At 45.2% G+C, this 25,524-nt stretch carries 17 protein-coding genes and 1 other annotated feature; of the genes, 10 read left to right on the top strand and 7 right to left on the bottom strand.

All coding sequences use genetic code 11. From position 1 onward, the window contains the following. Window positions 1-67 precede the first annotated feature (67 nt). From NSS67_RS25595 to pulA, 3 genes are all read left to right on the top strand, one after another. Window positions 68-343 (top strand): HPr family phosphocarrier protein, encoded by a 276-nt coding sequence (locus NSS67_RS25595; protein WP_339316542.1) that lies wholly within the window; start codon window positions 68-70, stop codon window positions 341-343. Further along, complete coding sequence (gene ptsP, locus NSS67_RS25590; RefSeq protein ID WP_339316541.1) at window positions 336-2,048, top strand: phosphoenolpyruvate--protein phosphotransferase; 1,713 nt, start codon at window positions 336-338, stop codon at window positions 2,046-2,048. Before NSS67_RS25595 ends, ptsP begins: the two co-directional genes overlap by 8 nt. 380 nt (window positions 2,049-2,428) lie before the next feature. Next, on the top strand, window positions 2,429-4,768 hold the full coding sequence (gene pulA / locus NSS67_RS25585) for a type I pullulanase (protein ID WP_339316540.1): 2,340 nt from the start codon (window positions 2,429-2,431) through the stop codon (window positions 4,766-4,768). 58 nt (window positions 4,769-4,826) lie between these two features. Here pulA and NSS67_RS25580 read toward each other — a convergent pair whose 3' ends face one another. The 5 genes from NSS67_RS25580 to NSS67_RS25560 form a co-directional block, all read right to left on the bottom strand. Then, on the bottom strand, window positions 4,827-6,440 hold the full coding sequence (locus tag NSS67_RS25580; RefSeq protein ID WP_339316539.1) for a diguanylate cyclase: 1,614 nt from the start codon (window positions 6,438-6,440) through the stop codon (window positions 4,827-4,829). A gap of 438 nt (window positions 6,441-6,878) precedes the next feature. Next, a complete protein-coding gene (locus NSS67_RS25575) occupies window positions 6,879-8,051 on the bottom strand; it encodes an ABC transporter permease (protein ID WP_339316538.1) in 1,173 nt (390 codons plus the stop codon). After that, window positions 8,048-8,746, bottom strand: a complete 699-nt coding sequence (locus tag NSS67_RS25570; protein WP_339316537.1) for an ABC transporter ATP-binding protein — start codon at window positions 8,744-8,746, stop codon at window positions 8,048-8,050. The genes NSS67_RS25575 and NSS67_RS25570 overlap by 4 nt, the downstream gene beginning before the upstream one ends. Then, window positions 8,743-10,146 (bottom strand): efflux RND transporter periplasmic adaptor subunit, encoded by a 1,404-nt coding sequence (locus NSS67_RS25565; RefSeq protein WP_339316536.1) that lies wholly within the window; start codon window positions 10,144-10,146, stop codon window positions 8,743-8,745. Before NSS67_RS25565 ends, NSS67_RS25570 begins: the two co-directional genes overlap by 4 nt. Window positions 10,147-10,196: 50 nt before the next feature. After that, window positions 10,197-12,764 carry a hypothetical protein gene (locus NSS67_RS25560; protein WP_339316535.1) on the bottom strand — a complete coding sequence of 856 codons (2,568 nt, stop codon included), beginning with the start codon at window positions 12,762-12,764 and terminating at the stop codon, window positions 10,197-10,199. A 269-nt stretch (window positions 12,765-13,033) separates the two neighbouring features. After that, window positions 13,034-13,318 (top strand) — a binding site (T-box leader). Between the two features lie 60 nt (window positions 13,319-13,378). Between NSS67_RS25560 and pheS the strand changes: the two genes are divergently transcribed. The 3 genes from pheS (at window position 13,379) to NSS67_RS25545 (ending at window position 19,459) form a co-directional block, all read left to right on the top strand. Further along, window positions 13,379-14,413 carry a phenylalanine--tRNA ligase subunit alpha gene (gene pheS / locus NSS67_RS25555; RefSeq protein ID WP_339316534.1) on the top strand — a complete coding sequence of 345 codons (1,035 nt, stop codon included), beginning with the start codon at window positions 13,379-13,381 and terminating at the stop codon, window positions 14,411-14,413. Window positions 14,414-14,757: 344 nt separating this feature from the next. Further along, complete coding sequence (gene pheT, locus NSS67_RS25550; RefSeq protein ID WP_339316533.1) at window positions 14,758-17,202, top strand: phenylalanine--tRNA ligase subunit beta; 2,445 nt, start codon at window positions 14,758-14,760, stop codon at window positions 17,200-17,202. Between the two features lie 199 nt (window positions 17,203-17,401). After that, complete coding sequence (locus NSS67_RS25545) at window positions 17,402-19,459, top strand: hypothetical protein (RefSeq protein WP_339316532.1); 2,058 nt, start codon at window positions 17,402-17,404, stop codon at window positions 19,457-19,459. A 141-nt stretch (window positions 19,460-19,600) separates the two neighbouring features. Here the strand turns inward: NSS67_RS25545 and NSS67_RS25540 are convergent, their stop codons facing one another. Next, entirely contained in the window at window positions 19,601-19,984 is a 384-nt protein-coding gene (locus tag NSS67_RS25540; RefSeq protein WP_339316531.1) for a cupredoxin domain-containing protein, read from the bottom strand. A 499-nt stretch (window positions 19,985-20,483) separates the two neighbouring features. Between NSS67_RS25540 and NSS67_RS25535 the strand changes: the two genes are divergently transcribed. Further along, window positions 20,484-21,332, top strand: coding sequence for a GGDEF domain-containing protein (locus NSS67_RS25535; protein ID WP_339316530.1), 849 nt, complete (start codon window positions 20,484-20,486; stop codon window positions 21,330-21,332). Window positions 21,333-21,400: 68 nt separating this feature from the next. Here NSS67_RS25535 and NSS67_RS25530 read toward each other — a convergent pair whose 3' ends face one another. Then, window positions 21,401-21,748, bottom strand: coding sequence for a phage holin family protein (locus NSS67_RS25530; RefSeq protein WP_339316529.1), 348 nt, complete (start codon window positions 21,746-21,748; stop codon window positions 21,401-21,403). A gap of 150 nt (window positions 21,749-21,898) precedes the next feature. Here NSS67_RS25530 and NSS67_RS25525 point away from each other — a divergent pair, with 150 nt between their 5' ends. From NSS67_RS25525 to NSS67_RS25515, 3 genes are all read left to right on the top strand, one after another. Next, window positions 21,899-24,265, top strand: coding sequence for an endonuclease MutS2 (locus tag NSS67_RS25525; RefSeq protein ID WP_339316528.1), 2,367 nt, complete (start codon window positions 21,899-21,901; stop codon window positions 24,263-24,265). A gap of 31 nt (window positions 24,266-24,296) precedes the next feature. Then, a complete protein-coding gene (locus NSS67_RS25520; RefSeq protein ID WP_339316527.1) occupies window positions 24,297-24,716 on the top strand; it encodes a DUF350 domain-containing protein in 420 nt (139 codons plus the stop codon). 212 nt (window positions 24,717-24,928) lie between these two features. Continuing rightward, the gene (locus NSS67_RS25515) at window positions 24,929-25,471 is read left to right on the top strand and encodes a hypothetical protein (protein WP_339316526.1); all 543 of its coding nucleotides are present in this window, start codon (window positions 24,929-24,931) and stop codon (window positions 25,469-25,471) included. The last annotated feature ends 53 nt before the right edge of the window (window positions 25,472-25,524 follow it).

Genomic DNA, 25,524 nt, shown 5'->3' with positions numbered 1-25,524 from the left:
AAAGGAAGCGAAGCCTTCACTATAAATTAAAAATATTCTATTAAAAGAAAGCGAGTTGGATATTATTATGCAAACAACTTTCAGAATTATCGATGAAGATGGAATTCACGCACGTCCGGCAACAGCCTTGGTAAATACAGCTACGAAATTCAAAGGTACAGAAGCATATGCAGAAGCTAAAGGTAAGAAAGTAACATTGAAATCCATTCTTGGTGTATTATCATTGGGTCTTGAAGCTGGAGATACTTTGTCTCTGATTACTGAAGGTAGCGAAGAAGCTGAAGCTCTGAACGCACTAACTGAAGTAATGATTAAAGAAGGGCTAGGGGAAATCCATGAGTAAAATTTCAGGAATCGCGGCTTCAGCAGGGATTGCAGTAGCCCGTGCCTTCATCCTGAAACATCCGGATTATACAATTACGAAGACTAGTATCAGTGATCCTGAAGCGGAAGTCGCCAAGTTGAATGATGCACTCGCGAAATCACGTGCTGAATTGCAAAGTATTAAAGAGCGCACTTTGGCAGAGCTGGGAGAGAAAAAGGCAGAGATCTTTGAATCCCACTTGCTGATTCTCGAGGATCCAGAGCTGATTAACCCCGTAATTGATAAAATTCGTCAGGAATCGGTTAACGCGGACTATGCACTAAACGAAGTAGCTACACAATTCATTGAAATGTTCGAAAACATGAAGAGTGCTTACTTACAGGAACGTGCTGCGGATATGCGTGACGTAACCAAACGCATGCTGAACCACTTGCTGGGTATTCATTATGTTAGTCCCGCAGAAATCAGTGAAGAGGTTATTGTTATTGCTGAGGATTTGACTCCATCTGACACAGCACAGCTTAATCGCAAGTTCGTAAAAGGCTTCACGACGAACATTGGTGGACGTACATCCCACTCAGCAATTATGGCACGCTCTTTGGAAATTCCGGCAGTTGTTGGAACCAAGAATGTGATGTCAGAAGTGAATTCTGGGGATCTAGTGATTATCGATGGTCTGAACGGAGACGTTCTTATTAATCCTAGTGAAGCAGAAGTGGCAGAGTACATTCATAAGCAAGACGCTTATAACTTGCAAATCGCAGAATGGAAGAAGCTTCGGGACGAACCAACAGTTTCTGCAGATGGTAAGCATGTAGAGCTGGTTGCCAATATCGGTACACCTAATGATGTCAACGGTGTGATTGAGAATGGTGGTGAAGGTGTAGGCTTGTACCGGACTGAGTTTCTATACATGGGCCGCGATAAGCTGCCATCTGAGGAAATTCAGTATAACGCCTATCGTACTGTGCTTGAGAATATGAAGGGCAAACCGGTAGTAGTACGTACGCTTGATATCGGTGGAGATAAAGAACTTTCATATCTGGAGCTTCCAAAGGAAATGAATCCTTTCCTAGGCTTCCGTGCGATTCGTCTTTGTCTGGATCGTCAGGATATTTTCCGTACTCAACTGCGTGCTTTACTAAGAGCAAGTGTTCATGGGGATCTTCGCATTATGTTTCCTATGATTGCAACACTTGGTGAATTCCGTGCAGCCCGCGATCTTCTGCTTGAAGAGAAAGCAAAGCTGCGTGAAGAAGGCAAGGAAGTATCTGACAACATCCAGCTCGGTATAATGGTTGAGATTCCATCCACTGCGGTACTGGCTGACCAGTTTGCGAAGGAAGTTGATTTCTTCAGTATTGGTACGAATGATCTTATTCAATATACAATGGCTGCTGACCGTATGAATGAACGAGTTTCTTATTTGTATCAGCCTTATAATCCGGCTATCCTGCGTTTGGTCAAGAATGTAATTGATGCAGCGCATGCAGAGGGTAAATGGACAGGGATGTGCGGTGAAATGGCAGGGGACGCAACAGCGATTCCACTCTTGCTAGGTCTTGGTCTTGATGAATTCAGTATGAGTGCAACGTCAATTCTGCCAGCACGTAGTCAAATTTCTAAATTGTCGGCTGCCGACATGAAGGAACTGGCTGCAAAAGCACTGCAACTTGGCACTGCAGAAGAAGTAGCTGCACTTGTTCACAGCATCAATAATTAATTATTTCCATATGTATTACTCCGTTTAAGCGTTATATGGAGTTCCAACTACTATTACCGACTTCCGATGTTTGGAGGTCGGTTTTTTTGTGTTTGCATCATGCATGAGCGTTAAACTCAATTTAGAATAGTTAAATTCACTTTATATTTGCTTTATTGCGCAGATGACTATGCCGATAGTAATAGTGATGTGTATAAAGTCGGTAAGGAACCCAAACCTGTGAATATGTCTTACATATAATAATATGAATCCATAGAAAGTTTATACTCCTATATCGACTTGCAGAGCAGTGCAAGTATTAATACGAAGTGAATTGGTAATATTTGGACTTATAAGCATCCCTATAAGTTAGGCAGGGAGCGATAGGATGGTGTTAACTCATGAGTAAAAATTATATAGATACAGAATTAATGTTGGAGGTCTATGAAGGTAATGACCTAGGCTTGACGTACTCTGTGGAGTACAGTGTATTTAAAGTCTGGGCACCTACGGCCTATGCTGTGTCTTTAGTACTGTACGAAACAGGTGGAAATCAACTTAATATAGGATTAGATCCGAGCTCTACTGATAGTGGACGTATTATATATATGCAGCGACAAAATGGCGGAGTCTGGCAGACTAAGCTATCAGGTGATTTGAAAGGGAAGTATTATATGTACCGAGCTGTATTTGCTGATGGAAATGTGGCTGAAGCAGTAGATCCCTATGCTACAGCAGTCTCAGCAAATGGTTTAAGAACAGCAATTGTTGATTTGCAGGGTACCCATCCTGAGCATTGGGATAAGGATGTTGCTCCCCCATTGCAGCATCCTGCAGACGCTGTTATCTACGAGCTGCATGTACGAGACTTCTCTTCCCATGAGAGCTCTGGCATGTACTATAAGGGTAAATTCAAAGCGTTTACCGAATATGGATTAAGGGATTCGGAAGGAAATACAATAGGTATTGATCATCTGGTTGATCTAGGTATCACTCATGTACATTTGATGCCTGTGTTCGATTTCCAGACAGTAGATGAGCTAAGTGTAATTAAGCGTGGTTCGTCAATTGAACATACCGACTACAATTGGGGCTATGATCCCCAGCATTATAACGTACCAGAAGGCTCTTATAGCACAGATCCTAACGTTCCAGAGCTGCGAATTCGCGAATTCAAAGAGATGGTTCAAGCCTTGCACAGCCGTGGGATTTCCGTGATTATGGATGTGGTATACAATCATACGTATACTGTAGAGAACGGGCCTTTCGAGCCGCTCGTGCCTGATTATTTCTATCGTCGTGACTATTTAGGGCGTTTATCTAATGGCTCTGGAGTCGGTAATGAGCTAGCTACTGAGCGTCCTATGGTACGCAAATATATTAAGGACTCGTTGTCCTACTGGGCTTCGGAGTATCATATTGATGGCTTCAGGTTTGATCTTATGGGACTGATGGATAGTGTTACCATGCGAGAAATTACGGAAGAGCTTCGACTTGAGGTGAATCCTAATTTGCTCTTATATGGTGAACCTTGGACAGGAGGAGACTCTCCACTCGCAACTAAGACGCTAAAAGGTGTGCAGCGGGGGAAAGGATATGCTGTATTTAATGATAACTTTCGCATTGCGATCAAAGGAGATAGTGATGGCTCAGGAAGGGGCTACATTACAGGAGAATACGGCAAAGAAGGGGCTATTGCAGCCGGAATCAAAGGAGCCATACACGAATTTACTGACTCCCCTGTGGAATCTGTGAACTATGTAACCGCCCATGACAATTTGAATTTGTGGGATAAAGTGCTTACCGTTCAAGGGGGATTTCAGGATGCCGTTTCACGGGCTAATCCTTACGTGAATGTAGATCTGGATAATATTCTCGGAAATGAAACCGTGCGTCGATCCCTACTTGCTAGCGGAATCATCCTGACATCGCAAGGGATTCCATTCCTGCACGCTGGTGATGAGCTCCTGCGCAGTAAATTTGGAGATCATAATAGCTATCGAAGCGGTGATACAATCAACGCGATCCGTTGGAATTTGAAGAGCATATTTAAGCCTGTATTTCAATATTATAAAGGCCTGATCGACCTGCGGCGAACACATCCGGCATTTCGTCTACATGGTCGTCAGGAAATTGAGCGTTCGCTGGAATTTCTACGTTGTGATGGTGGTATAGTGTCATATCTGCTTAGAAATCATGCAGGTGGCGACCTTTGGAACAATATAACGGTCATCTTTAATGCTAATAAAGATCGAATAAGATTATCGCTTCCTGAAGCTACTAACGGTTGGAACGTTGTAGTGGATCATACCAGAGCGGGGACAGAGTCATTCCGAAAGATCGCAGATAACGAGGTAGAGGTAGAAGGCTTGTCGATGATGGTGCTCTATGATGAATGCGGTGAGCCAGCACCGCGGTCCAAAATCATCGAAGTACACTATGAACGACCAGATGGAAATTATAAGGGCTGGAATCTTTGGGTTTGGGATACTGGAATTCAGGATGGACAATGCGATTTTCGGTATATGGAGGACGGGCGTGCAGTTGCACGAATTGAGGTTCTGCCGGATACTGTTTCTATCGGGTATATATTACGACTTAATGACTGGGAAGAGAAAGATGGGAATGGCGATCGTTTTATTGATTGTTCCAAGGATGGAGACCTTATTAAGGTCCTGGTTCTAGATCGTGAACAGGAGAATGACGGGATCTCAGATGATCACCTACAGTTAACCAGTTAAAAGCATAAAAAGAGCTGCTTCAGGTTGATTTTATCCCGGAGCAGCCTTTTTATTGTTCTTATGGTTTTCCGACGGTCTGGTTGGATAAACCTACATCCAAAAGCTCGTAATAGAGATTAGCTTCGTTCCCTCCATGGTCTTTGGAAAGGTACATCGCTAGATCGGCGGCACGCAGAAGTTCATTAATACTGCTTCCATGTTCAGGAAACAGAGCTACACCAATACTCGCGGAGGTGTGGAAGCTAGATCCATTGTCAATAGACCAAGATTTGTTGAACAGCTTAAGCAACCGTTGTAGCGTTTCATCTAACATTTCTGGAGTTGTGAATCGGTGCAGGACCACTGCGAATTCATCCCCGCCAATTCGGAACGCCTGACCGACACCTTTGACCGTTTGCAGAAGCTCTCTAGAGAGCAGTTGCAGAAATTCGTCTCCAGCTAAATGTCCTAAAGTATCGTTTAGCTGCTTGAATCTGTCACAATCCAACAGTGCGAGTGCAATATTCTTTCTCCGCTCCTCGGGTTGGTTGATGAGATTCTCCATATACATTTTGAAATGCGCCCGGTTGGGAATCGCCGTTAAATGATCATAGAAGGCCAGCTTATGTAATCGTTCTTCGTATTGCTTCCGTTGTGTAATTTCACGAGACACCAGCATAAATTGCGCTGGGAAATTGTTACTCCCTCGAACAGGTGACACCTTCGTTTCCAGCCATATCCATTGACCTTCAGCTGCACGCATTCGTAGCTCTGAGATACGAGGGGATCCCTGTACGACACTCTTGAGTTTAGCCCAGGCAATCTCCGGTTCACGAATGTAGTTGGATAATGGATCACCTTTTTTAGGGACATAGCCGAGAATACTTGAATGGGAAGGGGAGGAATACAGAATCAACCCGTTAGGATCAGTTAATATAATAAAGTCAGACATAGTTTCACCGATTAGCTGATAGAGTGTTTGTTCCTCCAGCATTTCATTCTTGAGCCAAATGATTTTGCGTCCGAGATAAATAATAACCAGAAGCAGTATAAAGAAGACCAGTGAGTATAGCGCAAAGAGAGCGCTCTTTTTATCTTGGAACCCATCCGTTACTTGCAAGGCGTAGTTGTCTATCAACTCTTCTGAGTGATCCAGATGATTTCTAACTTCATATAACTGCGAGTTCAGGTTTACAGCATAGTATGAAGCAGGGTCCCATCCGATCTGCATCCGTTCAGCTATCATTGCATTCCCTGTGCTCTTCCAAATGATTAGGGATGCTTCGAAGGCTTGGAGTTCGTTCTCTAATTCAGTGAGTATAGTAGATGCTTGCTTCATATCACTGTAAGGTTTGTTAATAGATTTGATGTCTGAGCTCGCTAGATTTACCCGTTCTTGTGCTTGTAGATTATTGTTTTTATATTCCTGAATGTACTGATCAAGTTCAGCCTCAGTGAGGTTCGAGCTCATAGTGGTGTGGAGAGCGATGGCGGCTTGATGCAGATCACGATCAGCGCTCAGTATGAGCTCAGAGTTCTCAAATACATCATGATATAAAGAATCTGACATTCTGTTAATGGTGTGATTTAGATAGAGTAAAGAGGCTACACTTATCCCAACCAGTAGAATGGAGATCGCAGTAAATATAAAGATTAGTTTGCGTGTTACTTTGATCTCGAAAAATCCAGCCACGGTCATCTTCTCCCCGCATAAGATGGTTAAAAATCTTATTGCTGCTAACGTATAACCTGCGGAACTTCTATCTGTGGCAGGTATGTTTTATTTTTAGGCAAAGATGGTGAGAGTGATTAAGTGTAGAAAAGAGGTGTTCTAACATAGTGGGAAATAAGGCATGGGAAAAATAAATTGTGAGTAGATCGCAGTTTCTCGTACAACAATTATATAGGACGTCCTACTTATAGAGCAATCGCTTCCTCAAATTAATATCATTCTGCAAAAAATCTAATGATTATTGTATGGGCCTATTGCCTTATCTATATTCAAATCCATAAATCCTATTACCCAACTACTTCGCAAATGATACACTTCCTAGCTCCTAAAATTGCCCCACAAAGTTAAAAAAGCTGCCCCAGTCATAATAATGACCTTGGACAGCTGTCGTTGAAATAACTATTCGTTACGTAGTGCATGAATGGGACGAAGACGTGCGGCTTTGTTCGCAGGCATCATTCCGAAAATCACGCCGATGAGCAAGGAGAAAACAAAAGATATCATTACCATATCCCAAGCAATGGATACTGTAAGTGAAGTATACTTTCCTAGCAACCAACTGCCTGCGACTCCAATGCCAACGCCAATCACCCCGCCTAATCCGCTAAGCACAATGGATTCGATCATGAATTGAGTAAGAATATCGAATTTTTTGGCTCCGATTGCTTTGCGGATACCAATTTCTCTTGTTCTTTCATTGACAGATACGATCATGATGTTCATAATGCCGATCCCACCAACAAACAGTGAAATACCAGCTATGCCCGCAAGTGCCATTGAAAGAGTATCTGTCGTGGAATTTACAGTTTCCAGCATTTCTTGAGAATCAAATACGCTAAAAGCATTATCTGCATAATTAAATTTAGCATCCAGCGTACTCTCTAGCTTTTCTTTTACAGTAGCTACAGTATCTGCTGAGGTCGTCGCAATCGTGATGGAACGGACGCCTTTGCTTCTTAACTGACGTTCTGCAGTAGCTATAGGGATCAATAAGATATCATCATTGGAGCCACTTAGACTAGAGCCTTTTGCTTCCAATAGACCGACGATTTTATAGCTGATCCCATTTAGCTGTACCTTTTGGCCTACAGGATCGTCTGTTCCGAACAAATCCTCAGCCGTACCTGTGCCTATCAGCGCTACCTTCTGCCGGTACTCCGTATCAATATCAAGCAGGAAGCGCCCTGATTGTACATGGAAATCCTTTACGTCCTCATAAGAAGGTGTAATGCCTTCAACAGTAACGCTAACATTCTCTGTATTGTGCTTAGCTGTAACGTTGCCACTTATCACAGGAGCTACATTTTCTATACCCTCTATGTCCCCTAAAGCCAAGGCTTCTTCATAGGTGAGGGAGGTGGTGGCTCCACGGCCAGTGATGTTTACCGTCAGCTGATTCGTTCCGAGTCCATTGAGCTGCTCCGTAATCTGAGAAGTAGTTCCCTGACCTACAGAAACGAGGATGATAACTGATGATACTCCAATAATGATACCCAGCATCGTTAAAAAAGCCCTTACTTTACTGCTGTAGATGCTTTTTAGAGCCATGCGCATACTTTGAAATAATTTCACCTCGCATTCCTCCGATCTTCCACGAGGTTGCCATCCTGAATGCGAATAATCCGCTTCGCTTGCTTTGCAATTTCGAGGTCATGTGTGATTAGGATGATTGTATGACCCTGCTCATTTAATTCTCGTATCATCTGCATGACCTCTTGTCCAGTTCGCGTATCAAGCGCCCCAGTAGGTTCATCTGCAAGTAGAATCGGGGGAGACCCTGCCATGGCCCGCGCAATAGCTACACGCTGCTGCTGCCCACCTGAAAGCTCAGAAGGACGGTGATGCATTCTCTCCTCCAAACCTACTTTAAGGAGTGCTTGCTGCGCCGTTTCTTTGCGTTCTCGATGTGAGAGTCCACGGTAAATTAGCGGAAGCTCAACATTCTCGACAGCAGTCAATTTGGGGAGAAGATTGAAATTTTGAAAGATAAAGCCGATCTTCTCATTTCGGATATTAGCCAGCTTGTTGTCGGATAACTTGCGAACCTCTTGTCCGTCCAGAAGATAGCTTCCCTCATCAGATACATCCAGGCATCCAAGCATGTTCATAAGTGTTGATTTACCAGAACCGGAGGGACCTATAATCGCTACGAACTCTCCCAAATCAATTGTAAAGGAAAGGCTTTTTAGGACCGTCATCGTTTCTCCGGCCATAGTGTAGCCATGGGTCATATTCTGAACTTGGATCAGCGGCGCTGAAGCACTCATCTACTGCCACCTCCGCCGCCACTTGGTGCTCTGCCCATTCCACCGGCACCACCACTGAAGCTGCCACCGCCACTAAAGCCACCACCACCGAAACCGGCGCCACCCATACCGCCCATGCCGCCTTGCATTTGCGTCTCTGTACTGGTTGTGCCCGTTTTTGTAGAGATTACTGTAGGAATAATCACCTTGTCTCCTTCACTAAGCCCGCTGACAATTTCAATGCTGCTCTCATCATGAATGCCCACTTCGACTGTGACCATTCGCTGATTACTATTTCCGCGGTTTCTTGTGCCAGCCGCCCCACTAGACATAGCACCACCGCGAGCATCAGGCGCCCCGCTAGCCATAGCACCACCGCGAGCATCAGGCGCACCACTAGGCATAGCACCACCGTCAGTATCAGGCGCCCCGCTAGGCATTGGTGCCTGGCCTTCGCCAGATGCGTTGTTGGAGGTTTCGGCTGAACCAGCTGCTAAAGGAAGCGCTACTGTGTATTTGCCGTTTCTTTCTTGAACAGCTTCAATAGGTACAGTTAACACATCTTTTTTCTCAGCTGTTGTCACTGAAACTTCTGCTGACATCCCAACAAGGGCACCTTCCGAGGTGGTTAAGCCAACGGTAACATCGAAGAGAGATACTCCGTTAGAGACCGTACCTTCCTTGGCGATCTTAGTGACCGTTCCCTTAAATTCAGTGTCGGGCAGGGCATCCAATGAAATGGTAGCAGGCATTCCTATCTTCACTGTAGGAATATCAAGCTCATCCACCTGCACAATTACACTTAAATTGGCATAATTGGTGATATCGATGAGCTCGGAGCCATCCATCGCTTTTTCACCGCTGGCTATGTTAACTGTTATTACAGTTCCGTCAATAGGAGCCGTTAAAGGATCAGGTGGAACCATATCTTCTTGTACAGAAGCGATTTTTTCCTGCTGGTTCGTAATATCCGTTTTAGCTTTTTCAATCGAACGCTTGGCGCTGGCCAGTTCGTCTTCAGAGGCACCTGCCACAGCCAGCTTCTTATACTGTTCCTGCTTATCCTGAAGCTCCACTTCGAGCGAGGTAAGAGAGGTTTGTTCCTGCTTGAGATTGTCACTCAGGTCAGCGCCTTCGAAGGTAATTAAAGTCTGCCCCTTCTTCACGAGATCGCCCTCTTTGACAAGCACTGCAGCTACAGTTCCAGCGTCCTTCGTTTTCACTTTCCCCGTTTCTGTGGCTGTGACGGAGCCTGCTCCGGATACATTTACTACGATATCACCCTTCGTAACCGTGGCTGTAGTAACGGGCACTTCCGCAGCCTGACTGTTCTTATCAGGTAGAAACGTATACACCAACAATCCTGCTGTTGCTACAGCTACTACTCCGATCGTCCAGAGCAACCATTTTTTCTTCTTCATTTCTTTCCTCCATAGATCATCAAATTTCTTAATATGGCACCCAAGCGCTTTTACTGATTGTCGGATGGATTGTTAGCACCTGAATCGGTGTTTGAAGCGGAACTGCTGTTTGAAGTCGTTGACGCTGCCTGATAAGTGACAACATAGGTCCCAGTTCCTAGTAGATTTCGATGACCTTGGAATTCGTCGTATACATTCAATCGGATCGCGCCGCCACCTAGTGTTTTGTAAAGATTGCTTGTGAATGTTGTGGTGAACGACTTGTAGTTACCTAATGGTAGATCTATACCAGGCGTTAATGTCTTCTCCATCGTTTGTCCGAAGGGGTCAATCACCTCTAGCACTAGCTTGTGCTCATATGTGCCAGATTCATATAAAGCGCTGCTCGACATATTGTAGGTTAGGACCGTACTGAGCGTATCTTTACCAGCGGTGACGGTGGCGACTGTGTTTGTAACGGATAGGGTATATGGGAATAATTCCACATCCAAAAGATTACCCTTCGACTCCACAGCAACATTATTTAGTCCCAGTGACACCGTATTGATATACCCCGTTGATTTCCCACCAGGAGCAGTAAGCTTTCCTTCGGATACCCCTTCACCGACATTAAGCACAAGCTGAGAAGGATCTACACCAAGTGGAAGCTTAGTCCAGACGGTAATCAGATTTTTTCCGTTTGGGCTAGTGGAGGTTGTGGACTGGTTGACCTCGGCCTCGTAATATTGATTGTCTGGCGTTTTGTAATAAGCTACGAGTTGAGTCTGCTCCGATTTGCGCGTTTCCTCGCTGTTCATTTCCAGTTCTGTGTACATGATATTGGAGCTCGTACCTTGGTAGACCGTTGTTCGGCGTTCTAACACTTCTGCTTTTTTACTTTCAAGCTCAATATGGTAGGAACTTAGCGCTGCAACTTCTTGAACACGGCTGTCCAACTGGTTTGTACTTAACGATAGAAAATTAATTTTGCTTTCGCCGGAGGTTTCTTGCAGCGTTATTTTTAATTGATTGAACTGATACGTATAAGGGATATTGGCCACGACATAAACATCTGCCGATTCATTTGGACCGAGTATGGTTTGCGTGCTTTCTGTGACGACTTGGGAAGTGCTGCTAATATCACTCTCGCCAGCTTTAATGACACTTGTAAAAGTAGGAAGCTGCACAGAGGTCGATTTGGTGTTGCGGATGTTGATTTTAGCTACAAGCTGATCCTTGTCTGCCCAGGGTAGCCGCTGGATGTTCTCAAGCTTGACAGCAAATGTTCCGTGACTGTTCTCCACCGCATATTCTGTGTCCTGCCAATTGTTCGTTTGCAGTGTGTAAGGAATCTGATAATAAGCGGTAGGAAAAATGATCTTTCCTTCGACAGCGGGTTCAGTCATTTGTAGTTGCAGTGTTCCTTGGGCAATCGTTAGTGGAACGTCTGCGCTGAGCTCGATTATTTTTTCCTCAAGCGGCTTTAGTGTAAGGTTAGCAAAATCCTTCGTGTCCACTGGAAAGCTATATCCTTCAGCGGCTTTAACGGCAAATTCGTAAGCAGGCAAAGTTATCGCTTTGTTGCCGCTATTCTTTACTCGGAACTGCAGCGTCCACTTTGCGATGCCGTTGTCTGCATGGACGTTAGCGCTTTTCAACTGCGTCTCAACTGTATTGCTATTGATCGTAAGCTTCTTGACGATATTGCTGGCTACGACAAGATCCGCAGTGGCGGCGGCGGGAAGGTTATAGGTAGCGATGGGTAGTGCTATTTTTAATGAGGTATCTTCTCCAGCAAATTGCAGGGTCATATTGTCTGTCTTCATATAAGAGGGGATTTCTGTCATGTAGTAGATCGTCTTTTTTTCCTGTGGCTGCACTTTATAGTTGCTGCTCGCATCATCAAGCGTTAGTTCAAATTCAGATCCGCCAGCGGAAGCTAGGTATCCCTTAAGTCCAGTATCACTGAGCACTTTGGTACCTTGATTGGTTAAGCTCACGCCTACTTTGGCATATACCTTACCGTTATATTTGTAAATTTGCAGACTTTCCGCTTTGGTTGTTACAGGGAGATTATTTAGGGTGATCTTTTTACTCTGGCCTCTAGCAACCGCTTGTGAAAAAGCTGCTGGAAGGGTGAAGGTCCCCAATTTCTTTTGATAATCGTTGCTACTGCTGAAATCCCAACCGAATAATGAAATTTTAATGCCTTTAAGAGAAGTGGATTTACCGACATTTACGTAATAGGTTACAGACTGACTGCTTTTGGAGGGGATGGATTTGATGGTTGCACTGCTCGTAACTGGGCTTCCTTGGATAACTGTTCCTCCGGCAGTAGTTACCTTAGAGAGATAGTCCACAAGATTGATACTGCTGCCGCTTCCATTGTAGTAGCTGAGTGTGTATGTAAGAATATTGCCGCCATCCTGAGTCAAAAAGCCAACATCGCTCAGCTTCACGCTAAAGCTACTCTTCAAAGCTATCGAGCCGAGTTTATCCAGAGTGGACACCGTGGTGGTAGTTGCTGTTTTGGTGGATGTAGTATTCGTTGATGCTGCGTACGCTCCGTACGATGTAGCTTGACTCAGAACGGCTGCGCTAAGCATGATCACAGCAACTTTTGTTCTTCGTGCATGCATGTAATTCCCTCCCAGTATGAAAGTCCTTGTTCTATGAAGGTGGTTTGAGATTATGTACAACCATGCCTTCTTAATAATGGAAATTATCAAGCTCCGCTGAACGTTAGCTGAAAAAAAGTCCCCAAAACGGCTCTGAACCTTAAAGCCAGCTTAAAGCCAGATAAAAATTGCCCTAATTATGCTTGAGCTTGTCAAAACGACAGATTTTGCATATAATAAATAGACATATCTCTTGTATAAAAGAGATACCTGACAATTAGATTGAATTGTGAAATGCAGTGATGGAGAAGAGTACACAGTGCCTGACTTACAGGGAGGAGACGCCGTTGATTGAGAGCGTTTCTAGGAAACAGAGCTGTCGAAGTTCACTCCGGAGCAGTTCCTTGAATTCCTTAAGATTGCCTTGTAAGGATGAGTAGGGGAAACCGGTCGCAGACCGTTATTTCTGTATAAAGTGAGATAGGTATCTGTCTAGCCAAAAGAGGGAATGAAGCTCTTAAGGGAATAGATTGCTTGTCTAACAAGGGTGGTACCACGGTCTTTTCGTCCCTTACCGGGAGGAAAGGCCTTTTTTTGTTGAACTAGACCATGATTGAAGGGGGCTGTACACGGCCATGAAAGAGAAGTTGGAAGCATTGAAGGTTGAGGCGCTGGCTAAGTTGCAGGAGGTTGTGGATCCACAGGTTCTAAATGACCTAAGAGTGAAGTATCTCGGTAAAAAAGGCGAGCTTACAGAAGTTCTACGTGGTATGGGAGGACTTAGTGCTGAGGAGCGTCCGGTTATCGGGCAAGTAGCGAATCAGGTTCGCAGTGCTATTGAGGAGATTATTGGAGCGAAGCAAGAGGCTTTTCAACAGCAGGAGACCCAGCAACGTCTGCAGGCTGAAAAAGTAGACGTAACGCTACCTGGTCGCCGCATGCAGCAAGGGGGCATTCACCCGCTTAGCAGAGTGGTTCAGGAAATCGAGGATATTTTCATTGGTATGGGTTACCGTGTGGCTGAAGGTCCGGAAGTGGAGACCGATTATTATAACTTTGAAGCATTAAATCTGCCTAAAAATCACCCGGCTCGTGATATGCAGGATTCCTTCTATTTGACGGATGATCTGCTCATGCGTACTCAAACGTCTCCGGTACAAATTCGTACTATGCAGGCTATGAACGGTGAAGTTCCAGTTAAAATCATCTGCCCGGGTAAAGTGTTCCGTCGTGATGATGACGATGCAACGCATTCCTTCCAGTTCCATCAAATCGAAGGCTTAGTTATCGGACGCAACATTCGGATGAGTGATCTGAAGGGTACGCTGAATCAATTCGTGCAGGAGATGTTTGGAGCGAATACAGGTATTCGTCTTCGTCCGAGCTTCTTCCCATTCACGGAGCCAAGCGTTGAAGTTGACGTAAGCTGCTTCAAGTGTGGCGGCGATGGCTGCAGACTGTGTAAGCAAAGCGGATGGTTAGAAATCCTTGGCGCGGGCATGGTGCATCCAAATGTTCTGAAAATGGGTGGTTATGATCCAGCTGAATATAGCGGTTTTGCTTTTGGAATGGGTGTTGAGCGGATTGCAATGCTTAAATACGGCATCGATGACATCCGTCATTTCTATAACAACGATATGAGTTTTGTAAAGCAGTTCAAGGGCGTTTAGATTTTTGGTGGGCGAGCTGGCTTACGGGTTAGGGAGTAAGTAGCAATTGGGTTGCTGATCTTGCTTAATAAAAGACTATTTATAGAAGGAACGGAGAAAATTTTTGGAACTGTAGAAGCGTCAGCGTTCGCCTTTATCCTCGGATTTCTACCGCGAGAAGCGGTTTGAATCAGGAAATCTGAGGATAACAGCGATCGGAAGTCCAATATTTTTCGTAGTGACTGCTCCAAATAGGACGGGTATGAAGCTTTGATCGAGTAATCCTAATTTGTACTACTCCCTCAGGAAGCTGATCGAACGGCAAGTAGATAAATACATCTGAAACATAAAGGAAGTGAGCGGACATGAAAGTATCAACCGGATGGTTGGCTGATTATACATCGATTGAAGGAGTAACCGCCGAGAAGCTAGCGGAGAAGATTACCGCTGCCGGCATTGAGATTGACGGAGTAGAGCGCCGCAATAAAGGGATTTCCGGCATCGTAACTGGCTATGTGAAATCGAAAGAAAAACATCCTGATGCTGATAAGCTTAATGTATGTATCGTGGATGCAGGCCAAGGTGAGGATTTGCAAATCGTCTGTGGCGCAAAAAATGTGGATGCGGGGCAGATTGTTCCTGTAGCTCTTGTTGGCGCTAAGCTGCCAGGACTGGACATCAAAAAAGCGAAGCTACGCGGGGTATTATCACAAGGGATGATTTGCTCGGCTAAAGAATTAGGACTCAATGATAAATTGCTTCCTAAAGAGCAACAAGAAGGAATTCTTGTGCTTCCTGAAGGCACGGAGATCGGTCAAGATATTTCGAAGGTGCTAGGTCTAAATGATGAAATTCTGGAATTCGATCTGACCCCGAACCGTTCAGATTGTCTAAGCATGATTGGTGCAGCTTATGAAGTCAGCGCGATTCTTGGACGCCAGATCAAATTGCCTGATCCAGCGAGCGAATTGATTGAGATAAGCGGCGCAGCTGCTCAATCCATTTCCGTAAAGATTGAGAATGAAGAACACTGCAGTCATTATGCAGTTCGTTATATTTCAGGCGTTAAACCTGCAGCATCACCGCTGTGGATTCAGAATCGTCTGATGGCGGCTGGCATTCGTCCAATTAACAACATCGTGGATATCACTAACTACGTGATGCTCGAATATGGACAGCCGCTGCATGCTTTTGATGCAGATAAAATTGAAGGTGGAGAACTCGGCGTTCGTCTTGCCCATGAAGGCGAAGTCCTGACTACACTTGACGGTCAAGAGCGGAAGCTAGAGCCGCAAATGCTCGTTATCGCTGATGGAGCTAAAGCAGTAGGTCTGGCTGGAGTGATGGGAGGCCTGGATACGGAAGTTACTGCTGAGACGGTAAATCTCGTTCTGGAATCCGCTAAGTTTGATGGAGGAACCGTTCGTAAAACCTCACGTCAACTGGGACTTCGCTCGGAAGCATCCCTTCGTTTCGAGAAAGAAGTGGATCCTAACGCAGTTATCCCTGCATTGAACCGCGCAGCAGTACTTATTGCTCGTTATGCTGGTGGATCTGTACATGAAGGAATTGTGCAAGCAGGAACCGTCGCAGTTCCAGAGAAGGTCCTGACTTTGTCCTTGGAGAAGCTTAACAGGTATCTCGGAACAGATCTGTCCTTGCTGGAAGTGAAGACATTGTTTGGTCGTCTACAATTCAAATGCGGGGATACCGCACAAGGGCTGATTGAAGTTCAGGTGCCAACTAGACGCGGCGATATCAGCTACGATGTTGACCTTATTGAAGAAATTGCTCGACTGTACGGGTATGACAATATTCCAACGACTTTGATTGAAGGAATTACAACGCCAGGAGCATTAACGCATAAGCAATCGCTTCGTCGTGAACTGCGTCGCCTGATGTCGCATGGCGGTTACCAGGAAGTGATGGGGTACTCTTTCATCCAGCCGGAACAAAGCAAAATGTTCCCTGAGTTATCAGAAGGCTCACAAGCGGTTAAGTTGGCTATGCCAATGAGTGAAGAACGCAGCGTACTGCGTACTAGCCTGCTGCCGCAACTTTTGGATATTGCTAGCTACAATACCAACCGTCGTCAAAGCGATCTAGCGTTGTTTGAGATCGGCAATGTCTTCTTCACAGATGAAGAGCAGTTGACTCGTCAGCCGCGTGAACTGCCAGTGCTGGGATTGTTGCTTAGCGGTAGCCTAACAGTGAAGCAATGGAACGTTTCTGCACAGCCTGTTGATTTCTTTGATTTGAAGGGTGCACTGGAATCGGTGTTTGCTCATTTGGGTCTTACAGATAAAATAATCTACGAGGGAGATGGTCCAGAAGGGTATCATCCTGGACGTTCCGCGTCGGTATATTTACTTGGGGACGAAGGTCGTGTGAAGATTGGCACCATGGGCCAGCTCCATCCGGATCTGCAAAGAAAGCTTGATCTAGTGGATACTTATGTAGCTGAGATTCTATTACAGCCACTGTATGATAACACGCAAAGCCGTCTGCAATATAACGAGCTTCCACGTTTCCCAGGAATGGAACGGGATATTGCCGTGGTTGTGGATTCAGCTGTACCTGCGGGCGATCTACTAGCTTCCATCCGTGCGAACGGAGGAACTTTGCTGCAGTCCGTACAAGTATTTGACGTGTACACTGGTGGCAAATTAGAGAGTGGAAAGAAGAGTATTGCGATCTCACTGTTGTATCGTCACGGTGAACATACATTGACAGATGAAGAGGTTGGAGAAGTGCATGATAAGCTATTATCGTCCCTTCAACAAACTTTTGGTGCAGAATTAAGAAAATAGCAGGAATTGTGTAAAGCCGCATCGAATCCATTTAGAAACTGAGATTCGCTGCGGCTTTTTCTGGGTAGAGTGAAATGCGGAGGATATCAGCGAGAATCTATTGAATACAAGGGATTTTGCCAAATGCTTAAGAAAAAAGCTACAATAGAAACAGTAAGACTAGCTTAGAATCCGCACACATACAAAGGAGGGCACAACTGTGGCTATGGACCGGACACGTGTCGCCGTGGAGATATACGGAACTTCCTATAAACTCGTCGGAAGCAGCACTGAATATATGAAACAAGTGGCCCGTTATGTTGACGAACATATGCGCACGATTTCTAAATCACACAACAGACTGGATACGCCGCGTATAGCGGTGCTTGCAGCAGTACATATGGCGGAGCAGGCTATTCAGGTTCAGGATTTTAAAAATGAACTCAACATGATGACAGGTGAACGCAGTGAACTGCGATTGGAAGTATCTCGCTTGCTGGAGGTTCAGCGGGAGCGACAAGAAGAATATGAACGCCTTGAAGCGGCGGCCAAAGAAGAGGCTGGGCGACTGATTGCTGCGGTTGAAGAAGAACGTAAGCGACATCAGGAGATCCAGGAGAACGAGCGCAAGGTACATGCAAATCAGATTCAGGAGGCAGTACAAGCTGCTGAAGCCGCGCGACAGAAGCTGGAAGAAGAGCTGAATGAGCGTGAGTTGGAGCTCAAAGCGCTGCGGACAAGCTACGAGTCTGAAGCAGCAGCTATTCGAGAGAGTCATCGGAAGGAACTGGCAAATGCAGAAGCCATCCGTCTGCAGCAGCTGGAAGAGCAGAAGTCTGCTCATTTGCAAGAGCTGGAGAACATCCGGGAGGCGCTTACTAAGGAGAAGACAGATACTTTGTCTGCTCTGGAGCTTGAGTTAACCGAGACTAGGTCAACGCTGGAGAAACAGCTTGAGGAAACCAAATCAACATTAGGTAAGGAACTTGAGGAGACTAGGTTGACACTGGGTAAGGAGCTTGAGAATACGACAACGAAGCTAGGCAAGGAACTGGCTGAAGAGCGGGAAGCTTTACAACGGGAGCTTGCTAAGAATAAGGAACTTCGACAGTCGCAAGGTACTCAGGAACATAGACATAAGCAAAGCATTCAAGAGCTGGAGAAACAACTGGCTGAACTTCGTGGTGGAACAGGACAACTGCAGTCTAGACTCCGTGCGGCTGAAGCCAGCCTTAAGAGCGAACGAGATGCCCGTCAAACGCTGCTTGGACAATATGAAGCTGTTGTCAAACGTGAAGAACAGCTCAGTGAGGAACTGCATACTGCTACTGAGCTAGGTACGTTGTTGAATGAGGAGCTGGAAGATTTACGCCAGCGTTATCAGCTGTCTCAGAATGAAGCATCGGAGCTGCGGAAGTCACTACAGGAAACGAATGACAATCTGCACCGTGTTCAGGAAGAACTCGCTGGATCTATGGCTGAGGCAGCGACTTGGCAGGATCTTTCGGATAAACGTATGGAAGATATTAGCGAACTAGAAATGAATCTACTGGAGACCGAGGAGAAATCACTGGCACTTCAGAATGAGATTGAGAACCTGCGTGGTCAAGCTGATGGATTAGTACAGCAGTTAGAGCGGGAAGTTCAGCTTCGTACGGATGCAGAACGCGAAACTGCAGTGCTCCGTGAGCAAAGTGAACTAGTTCAGAAGGATCTGTCAGCGCTTCGAGTACGTTATGAGGAATTAATCTCTCAATACGACGAAGTACTGCAAGATGGGGAACGTCTACAGGAAAGATATCGTTTGCTGGAGGAAGAAGGCGAAGAGGCAGCGCGTCGCTTAGAAGAACTGTCAGAAGCGAATCGTGAAGCTGCTGCTACCGCTGCTGAACAGCAGGACGTACTGAAGGAGTCAGAGGCGTACGGAGCTTCTTGGAAGCACAAGTACGAGGAGTTATCCGAGCGACAGCAGCAGTGGACGGATTTGGAAGCGAAGCTGCGCGAAGAGATAGATATTTGGCAGCAGGAGGCCGGTGAGGCTGAGGCGAAGCAGGAATCTATTGAACGTGAACGTAGTGAGGTGCTTCAGCAGCTTGGTGAAGTCGGTGAGAACTATGAATTGGCTCAAGGACAACTTCGCCTGCTGCAGGCTCAGTTTGAGGTGCATCAGGATGAGCTTCAGAAGATGACGGAGGAGCATCGAAATCTCCAAGAGGAATATGCCAAGCTTCAGAACGAATATAATGAATGGATTCAACTGATCGAACAGGATAGTTGAATGTCGGATGCAAGAAAGAGGGCTTACCTGATGAATAGAGAGATCTATTTCAGGTCAGCCCTCTTTGTTTTGTGACCACAGACTAAATAAATAGCCGATCGTCAGGGCGATTCCCTAACGATCGGCTATTTATTTAATCGTCTATTCCACGATGATTTTTGCATTCATACCGCTATGTCCAGATCCGCACATAATCGAACAGGTCATTTCGAATGTACCAGCTTCCTCGGGGACAATTACTTTCGAGGTCTTTTTGCCACTAAGCTGGAGTTCGAATTCAGGAACAAGAATGCCGTGATTCCCGCTATCGTTTTTAAATATAATTTTGACGGGGACACCTTTTTTCAAGTGATATTCTTGTTGATCAAAACTGTAATTTGTAGCTGTAATTATGAGTTCTGTCTCTGCTTCGATTTCCGGCTCCGATACATTACCGTTGTTGCTAGCTGTATTCTTGTTGCTGTTGCTGCAGGCAGTGAGAGCTATAACAAACACAATTGAAAGTAGTATTGCAACTCTCTTCATAATCTTTATCCCCTCCCAGGAAGTACAAACGCAGGAAAAAATGTGACAATTATGTAGACATCATAACTTAAAATTTTAGTAAGCGCTTTGACTAAATGTGAATAATCCGTGAACGGAAAATATATTCAAATCTTGTCGAAGTTTGCAAAAAAATATAATATAAGTTTATTATAATGTAAGGCGATGATATTAACGATTAAGTAGGGGATACAGATTATAGATAATACCGATGTGCTAAAAACAGAGATTTGGCACCGTAGAATTTTAAAAGCCTACTGGATAATAGTCATTTTTATGATGATTGCACAGTTTGTTTTTGTGAAAAATGTTGGCCGTCTAGATTTAAAGATATCCCTAAACCCGGTAGAATCGCATTTATTTATAGTTTGTAATTTACTTATTGTGACTTTTATGATTGCTGCTGAGCTGTGGCTGCGATTTAGCAAACTCCCCCCCAAAATATGGGGTGGTTTGTTGTGGGTTTTTCGTTTCCTACCTTATGTATTTTGTATTAGAGCCTTATGTTGACGGTGCTCAGATGACGTTAATGATGCCAATTATGGTAGCTCTTATTTATTTTGATTTTAAACTCCTGTGCAGTATGGGGATTTTAAGCGTGTTGTTTTATGCAGGGTTTTATTTTGGATTAGAACGAACATCTCTGGATAAACCGCTGCTTGATTTCTTAATGATAGAGTGTGTATTTATTATATTTGTGGGGATGGCTCTTGCTGTAATTATTCGTGCTCGGGAGGCGCGTGTTAATCTGGAGAGATTAACAAAGGAAGGCCAGGATCTTATGGTGGAGAGGGCAATTTCTGATAAGCTACTGAAGATAGATGCACTCACTGGACTGTATAACCATAAAACCTTTCATGAATATTTGGATTCATTATTGGAGCAATGTGAAAGCAATAATCTTAATTTACAACTGGCTCTTTTTGATATCGATAATTTCAAGAAGGTTAATGATACATACGGACACTGGGTGGGAGATCTTGTACTTAAGTCGGTTGCGGACAAGGTAGGCAGCATGATTGGACTTAATGATTTTGCAGCCCGGTACGGTGGGGAAGAATTTGCGGTGATTTTTACGGACAAAAGTTATTCAGAAGCTTATGAGGCTGTAGAGGAACTGCGGATCAACATTGCCCGAATAGAGCATTTGCACGCTGGAAACAATCCGATTACCGTAAGCATTGGGATATGCGATTATCAGCTTGGTGATGGGAAGGAGCTTCTATTCCGCAAAACGGACAATGCACTTTATGCAGCTAAGAAACGTGGCAAGAACACAGTGGTTAACGCTTTTGAAATTCATGGAGATGAAATTAAGTCTTATGGATAAAAACACACAGAACCCTTATTACCGGAAAAGAACCGGAAATAGGGGTTCTGTGTTGTGGACAGCATTTGTTACTTGGCTGCCTCAAATGGAGTGGATACCGGCAAGAACAAATCGACAATACCGATGACCAGAGCCGCCAGGATGGCTCCGAGAACGGATACGCTGACTCCACTCACTACGAATTGGGCAACCCAGATGACCAAGGCACTAACGATAAAACCGACGATACCGCGACCGAAGGGTGTTGCTTTTTTGCCGAAGATTCCTTCGACTACCCAGCCGAGTAACGCAATCACCAGTGCAAGGATTAGAGCGCTCCAGAAACCACCAACCGAGAACTGTGGAACAATCCAACCAACAACCATCAGAACGAGCGCTGCAACTATAAAACGACCTACATGACTCAAGAAATTCACTGTACTAACCTCCTTTGGCCCAAGCTAAGGATATGTGCAGTTCTTATTGTGACCCTAATACATGTTTTTATGCTTAAACGATACCCAAATAGCGAAATTGGCTTGAATTCTGTATAATGGAAACATCTATGAAGGGAGCTGTGACTGTAATTGGACGACAAAATTTTGCATACGCTTGAATATCGCAAGATTTTAAATAAATTAATGCAATATACGCAAACCTCAATGGGGAAATTGGCTGCGGAGCAGCTAAGGCCCTCCGGTGATTTTGAAGGCGTGAAGAAGCTGCTTCAAGCTACAGATGAAGCGGCTAATGTGGATCGCCTGAAGGGGATTCCTTCGTTTGGTGGGATAAGCGATATTCGAGCTGCACTAAAACGTGCATCTATAGGCGGAATGCTGGGAACAACGGAACTGCTGGCAGTGGGAAATACCATTGGTGGTGCACGTAGAGTCAAACGTTTTCTGGCAGCCATGCATGAGGAAGAGAAGATTGAGCTCCTGTTCTCACTGAGCGACGTCTTGTCGGAGCAAAAGCATGTAGAGGATGCCATCCGTTTATGTATAGACGAGAACGCAGATGTACTTGACACAGCTAGCTCTGAGCTGGCTACGATTCGCCGTGAATTACGCGGAGGAGAGACCAGAATTCGTGAGAAGCTGGATTCCATGATTCGTTCTTCTTCCGTAGCTAAAATGCTGCAGGATCAACTGGTAACGATTCGTGGTGATCGGTTTGTTATTCCTGTAAAAGCGGAGTATCGTGCGCACTTCGGCGGTATCGTACATGATCAGTCGGGATCAGGAGCGACTTTATTCATCGAGCCAGAGTCTATTGTGGCGATGAATAACAAGCTGCGTGAAACACGGCTGCGTGAAGAACGGGAGATCGAGATTATTTTGCACAGGTTGACAGCGTTTGTAGCTGATATAGCCGAAGAAATGACCTATGATATCGATATTTTAGGCGAGCTTGACTTCATCTTCTCTAAGGCCCGTCTGGCCCGAGATATGAAGGCTACACAGCCGCGCATGAATGACCGCGGCTATCTGAAGCTGCGCAAAGGACGGCATCCGCTTATTCCTGCGGAGCATGTGGTTCCTCTGGATGTGGAGCTGGGCAACCAATACAGCTCGATTATTGTAACCGGACCGAATACTGGTGGTAAAACCGTTACACTCAAGACCATAGGACTGCTCAGTCTAATGTCGATGTCTGGTTTGTTTATCCCTGCAGAGGAAGGCAGTCAGATGTGTGTATTTGATGCCATTTATGCAGATATTGGCGATGAACAGAGCATCGAGCAAAGTCTGAGTACATTCTCTAGCCATATGACGAATATTATTTCCATTCTGCGTAGAATGACTCCAAAGAGTCTTATCTTGCTTGATGAAGTAGGCGCAGGGACGGATCCCGCAGAGGGTTCCGCGCTGGCGATTGCCATTCTGGAGCATATCCACCGGATCGAATGCCGTATGGTCGCTACCACGCATTATAGCGAGCTGAAAGCTTACGCTTATGAGCGTAAAGGGGTCATTAATGCCAGTATGGAATTCGATGTCCAAAGTCTCAGCCCGACCTATCGCTTGCTGATTGGTGTTCCTGGACGAAGCAACGCCTTTGCAATTGCAGAGCGATTAGGTCTGCCAGGCGCGATTCTAGAGCATGCACGCGGCGAAGTGAAGGAAGAGGACCTGCGTGTGGAGCATATGATTGCTTCTCTCGAAGAGAATCGACTTGGAGCGGAAAAGGAGCATGAGCGAGCAGAGCGCATCCGCCTCGAAGTAGAAGAACTACGTAGCAGACAACAACAAGAGCTTGATAAGCTGGAAAGCCAGCGGGACAAACGTCTGGAGAAGGCGGAGAAAGATGCCAGCGCAATCTTGGAGAAAGCGCGTAAAGAAGCTGCAGAAATCATCAGTGACCTGCGCCGCTTGGCTATGGAAGAGGGCGCATCAGTAAAAGAGCATAAGCTGATTGAGGCACGGAGACGTCTAGACGAAGCGGAGCCTTCACCGCGTAAGAAAGCCGTTACTCGTAAGACTGCTAAGGCTCCGCGGACAATTGGTCCTGGTGATGAAGTGAAAGTAGACAGGTTAAATCAAAAGGGCTTTGTAGTGGAGCTAAGCGGTACTAAAGAAGCGTTAGTACAGTTTGGAATCATGAAGATGAAGGTAAGCCTGGATGAATTGGAGCTGCTCTCTTCGAAGGCTACGGCTACACCAACGCCTCTTCGGCAGGCGACAACCGTAAAACGTTCCCGTGACGAGAACATTCGTAGAGAACTGGATTTACGCGGTACGAACCTAGAGGAAGCTATAATGGAGACGGATCGTTTTATTGATGAAGCCTTCTTAGGTAACTTGGGCCAGATTTCCATCATTCATGGTAAAGGCACAGGTGTGCTCCGCACAGGGATTCAGGAATATTTGCGTAAGCACAGACACGTTAAGAGCTATAGACTTGGAAATTATAATGAAGGCGGCGCAGGCGTAACAGTGGCTGAGCTGCAATAGCGGGATTGCCCGGCAGAAAGAAGGGGAAATTGTGCAAGGAGATATTGATCTTTTGCTGGGTCATCCGCTAGGTGCCTTGCTTGGCTATTTTGCAGTAGCGATTCTTGGGCTTGTTATATTCCTGTCTATTTTTGAAATGGTAACGAAATATAATTGCTGGGAAGAAATTCGCAAGGGGAACTTGGCAGTAGCCATGGCTACTGGCGGCAAAATCTTTGGGATTTGCAACGTGCTGCGTTTCAGTATTGAATCAGGTGTCTCGATTTATGAGACGATGAAGTGGTCGGTCGTCGGTTTTTTACTGCTGCTGCTTGCCTACTTTTTATTTGAATTCCTAACCCCTGTGTTCTCTATTGATGATGAGATCGCTGCGGATAACCGTGCTGTTGGGCTAATAGCGATGCTGATCTCGGTTTCGTTGTCTTATGTGATTGGTGCAGCTTTATTTTAAAAATATAAGAAAATTTTGCACCGCTCTGCAAAGGATTCTAGATGAATCCGGACAAGCTTTGAAGTGAGCAGCTCCATTGTGGGGTATTAGGAGGATTTCATGAAGATTCTTACCCGAGTTCTGTTTGTGTCAGCCATTGCCTTTATAGCAGCCGGTATTATTTATTTAATGATGAACTAAATTTATGTTGAAGTATGAAGGAGATAATAAATATGGAAACAACTGTGTGCCCATGGTGCCATACTGAAATTGTATGGGACGAGGAATTCGGACCGGAGGAGAATTGTCCTCACTGCAACAATGAGCTTAACGGATATCGTACGGTTACTGTAGGGATAGACGGCATCGAGGAAGAGGAAGAAGAAATCGTTGAGGAGCCTAAACAAGAGGTTATTAATGATGATGATCTCTGGGGAGACGTCGACAAAGACAGTGTGGTTCCTATCTACAACACGCTCAACCAATTCGGTGACGATTATGATTTGAATAAGTATGAAGAACGTGTGTCGGCTATCTTAGCTATTCAGGAAGAAGCCCCGGAATGTACACAATGCCATGAATTGACTATCCTTGCAGGTAAGCAGCTCGTCAGCAACTTCGAGCCGTCTGCGCCGGCCACTCTGGGTGGACCTGTATTGACATCTCCATTCTCACTTAATGTTTATGTGTGCCCTTCGTGTTTCCATGTTCAGCACAGTCTAGCGCAGGAAGACCGTATTCAGCTCGTACGCAATTTGAGTACCGATAAGGCATAAGAATCATCATAAAAAGCTTAGTCCTTTTATCAACCAAAAGGACTAAGCTTTTT

Origin of the sequence: Paenibacillus sp. FSL R10-2734 (genome assembly GCF_037963865.1) — a bacterium.
Lineage (GTDB): Bacteria > Bacillota > Bacilli > Paenibacillales > Paenibacillaceae > Paenibacillus_AQ.
This window is presented reverse-complemented; position numbering and strand designations above follow the sequence as displayed.

What these genes read in the sequence shown, in the direction of transcription:
- NSS67_RS25595 (WP_339316542.1), top strand. Translation starts at nt 68, where the DNA reads ATGCAAACAACTTTCAGAATTATCGATGAAGATGGAATTCACGCACGT.
- pulA (WP_339316540.1), top strand. Translation starts at nt 2,429, where the DNA reads ATGAGTAAAAATTATATAGATACAGAATTAATGTTGGAGGTCTATGAA.
- NSS67_RS25560 (WP_339316535.1), bottom strand. Translation starts at nt 12,764, where the DNA reads ATGCATGCACGAAGAACAAAAGTTGCTGTGATCATGCTTAGCGCAGCC.
- NSS67_RS25515 (WP_339316526.1), top strand. Translation starts at nt 24,929, where the DNA reads ATGGAAACAACTGTGTGCCCATGGTGCCATACTGAAATTGTATGGGAC.
- pheS (WP_339316534.1), top strand. Translation starts at nt 13,379, where the DNA reads ATGAAAGAGAAGTTGGAAGCATTGAAGGTTGAGGCGCTGGCTAAGTTG.
- pheT (WP_339316533.1), top strand. Translation starts at nt 14,758, where the DNA reads ATGAAAGTATCAACCGGATGGTTGGCTGATTATACATCGATTGAAGGA.
- NSS67_RS25565 (WP_339316536.1), bottom strand. Translation starts at nt 10,146, where the DNA reads ATGAAGAAGAAAAAATGGTTGCTCTGGACGATCGGAGTAGTAGCTGTA.
- NSS67_RS25535 (WP_339316530.1), top strand. Translation starts at nt 20,484, where the DNA reads ATGTATTTTGTATTAGAGCCTTATGTTGACGGTGCTCAGATGACGTTA.
- NSS67_RS25570 (WP_339316537.1), bottom strand. Translation starts at nt 8,746, where the DNA reads ATGAGTGCTTCAGCGCCGCTGATCCAAGTTCAGAATATGACCCATGGC.
- NSS67_RS25540 (WP_339316531.1), bottom strand. Translation starts at nt 19,984, where the DNA reads ATGAAGAGAGTTGCAATACTACTTTCAATTGTGTTTGTTATAGCTCTC.
- ptsP (WP_339316541.1), top strand. Translation starts at nt 336, where the DNA reads ATGAGTAAAATTTCAGGAATCGCGGCTTCAGCAGGGATTGCAGTAGCC.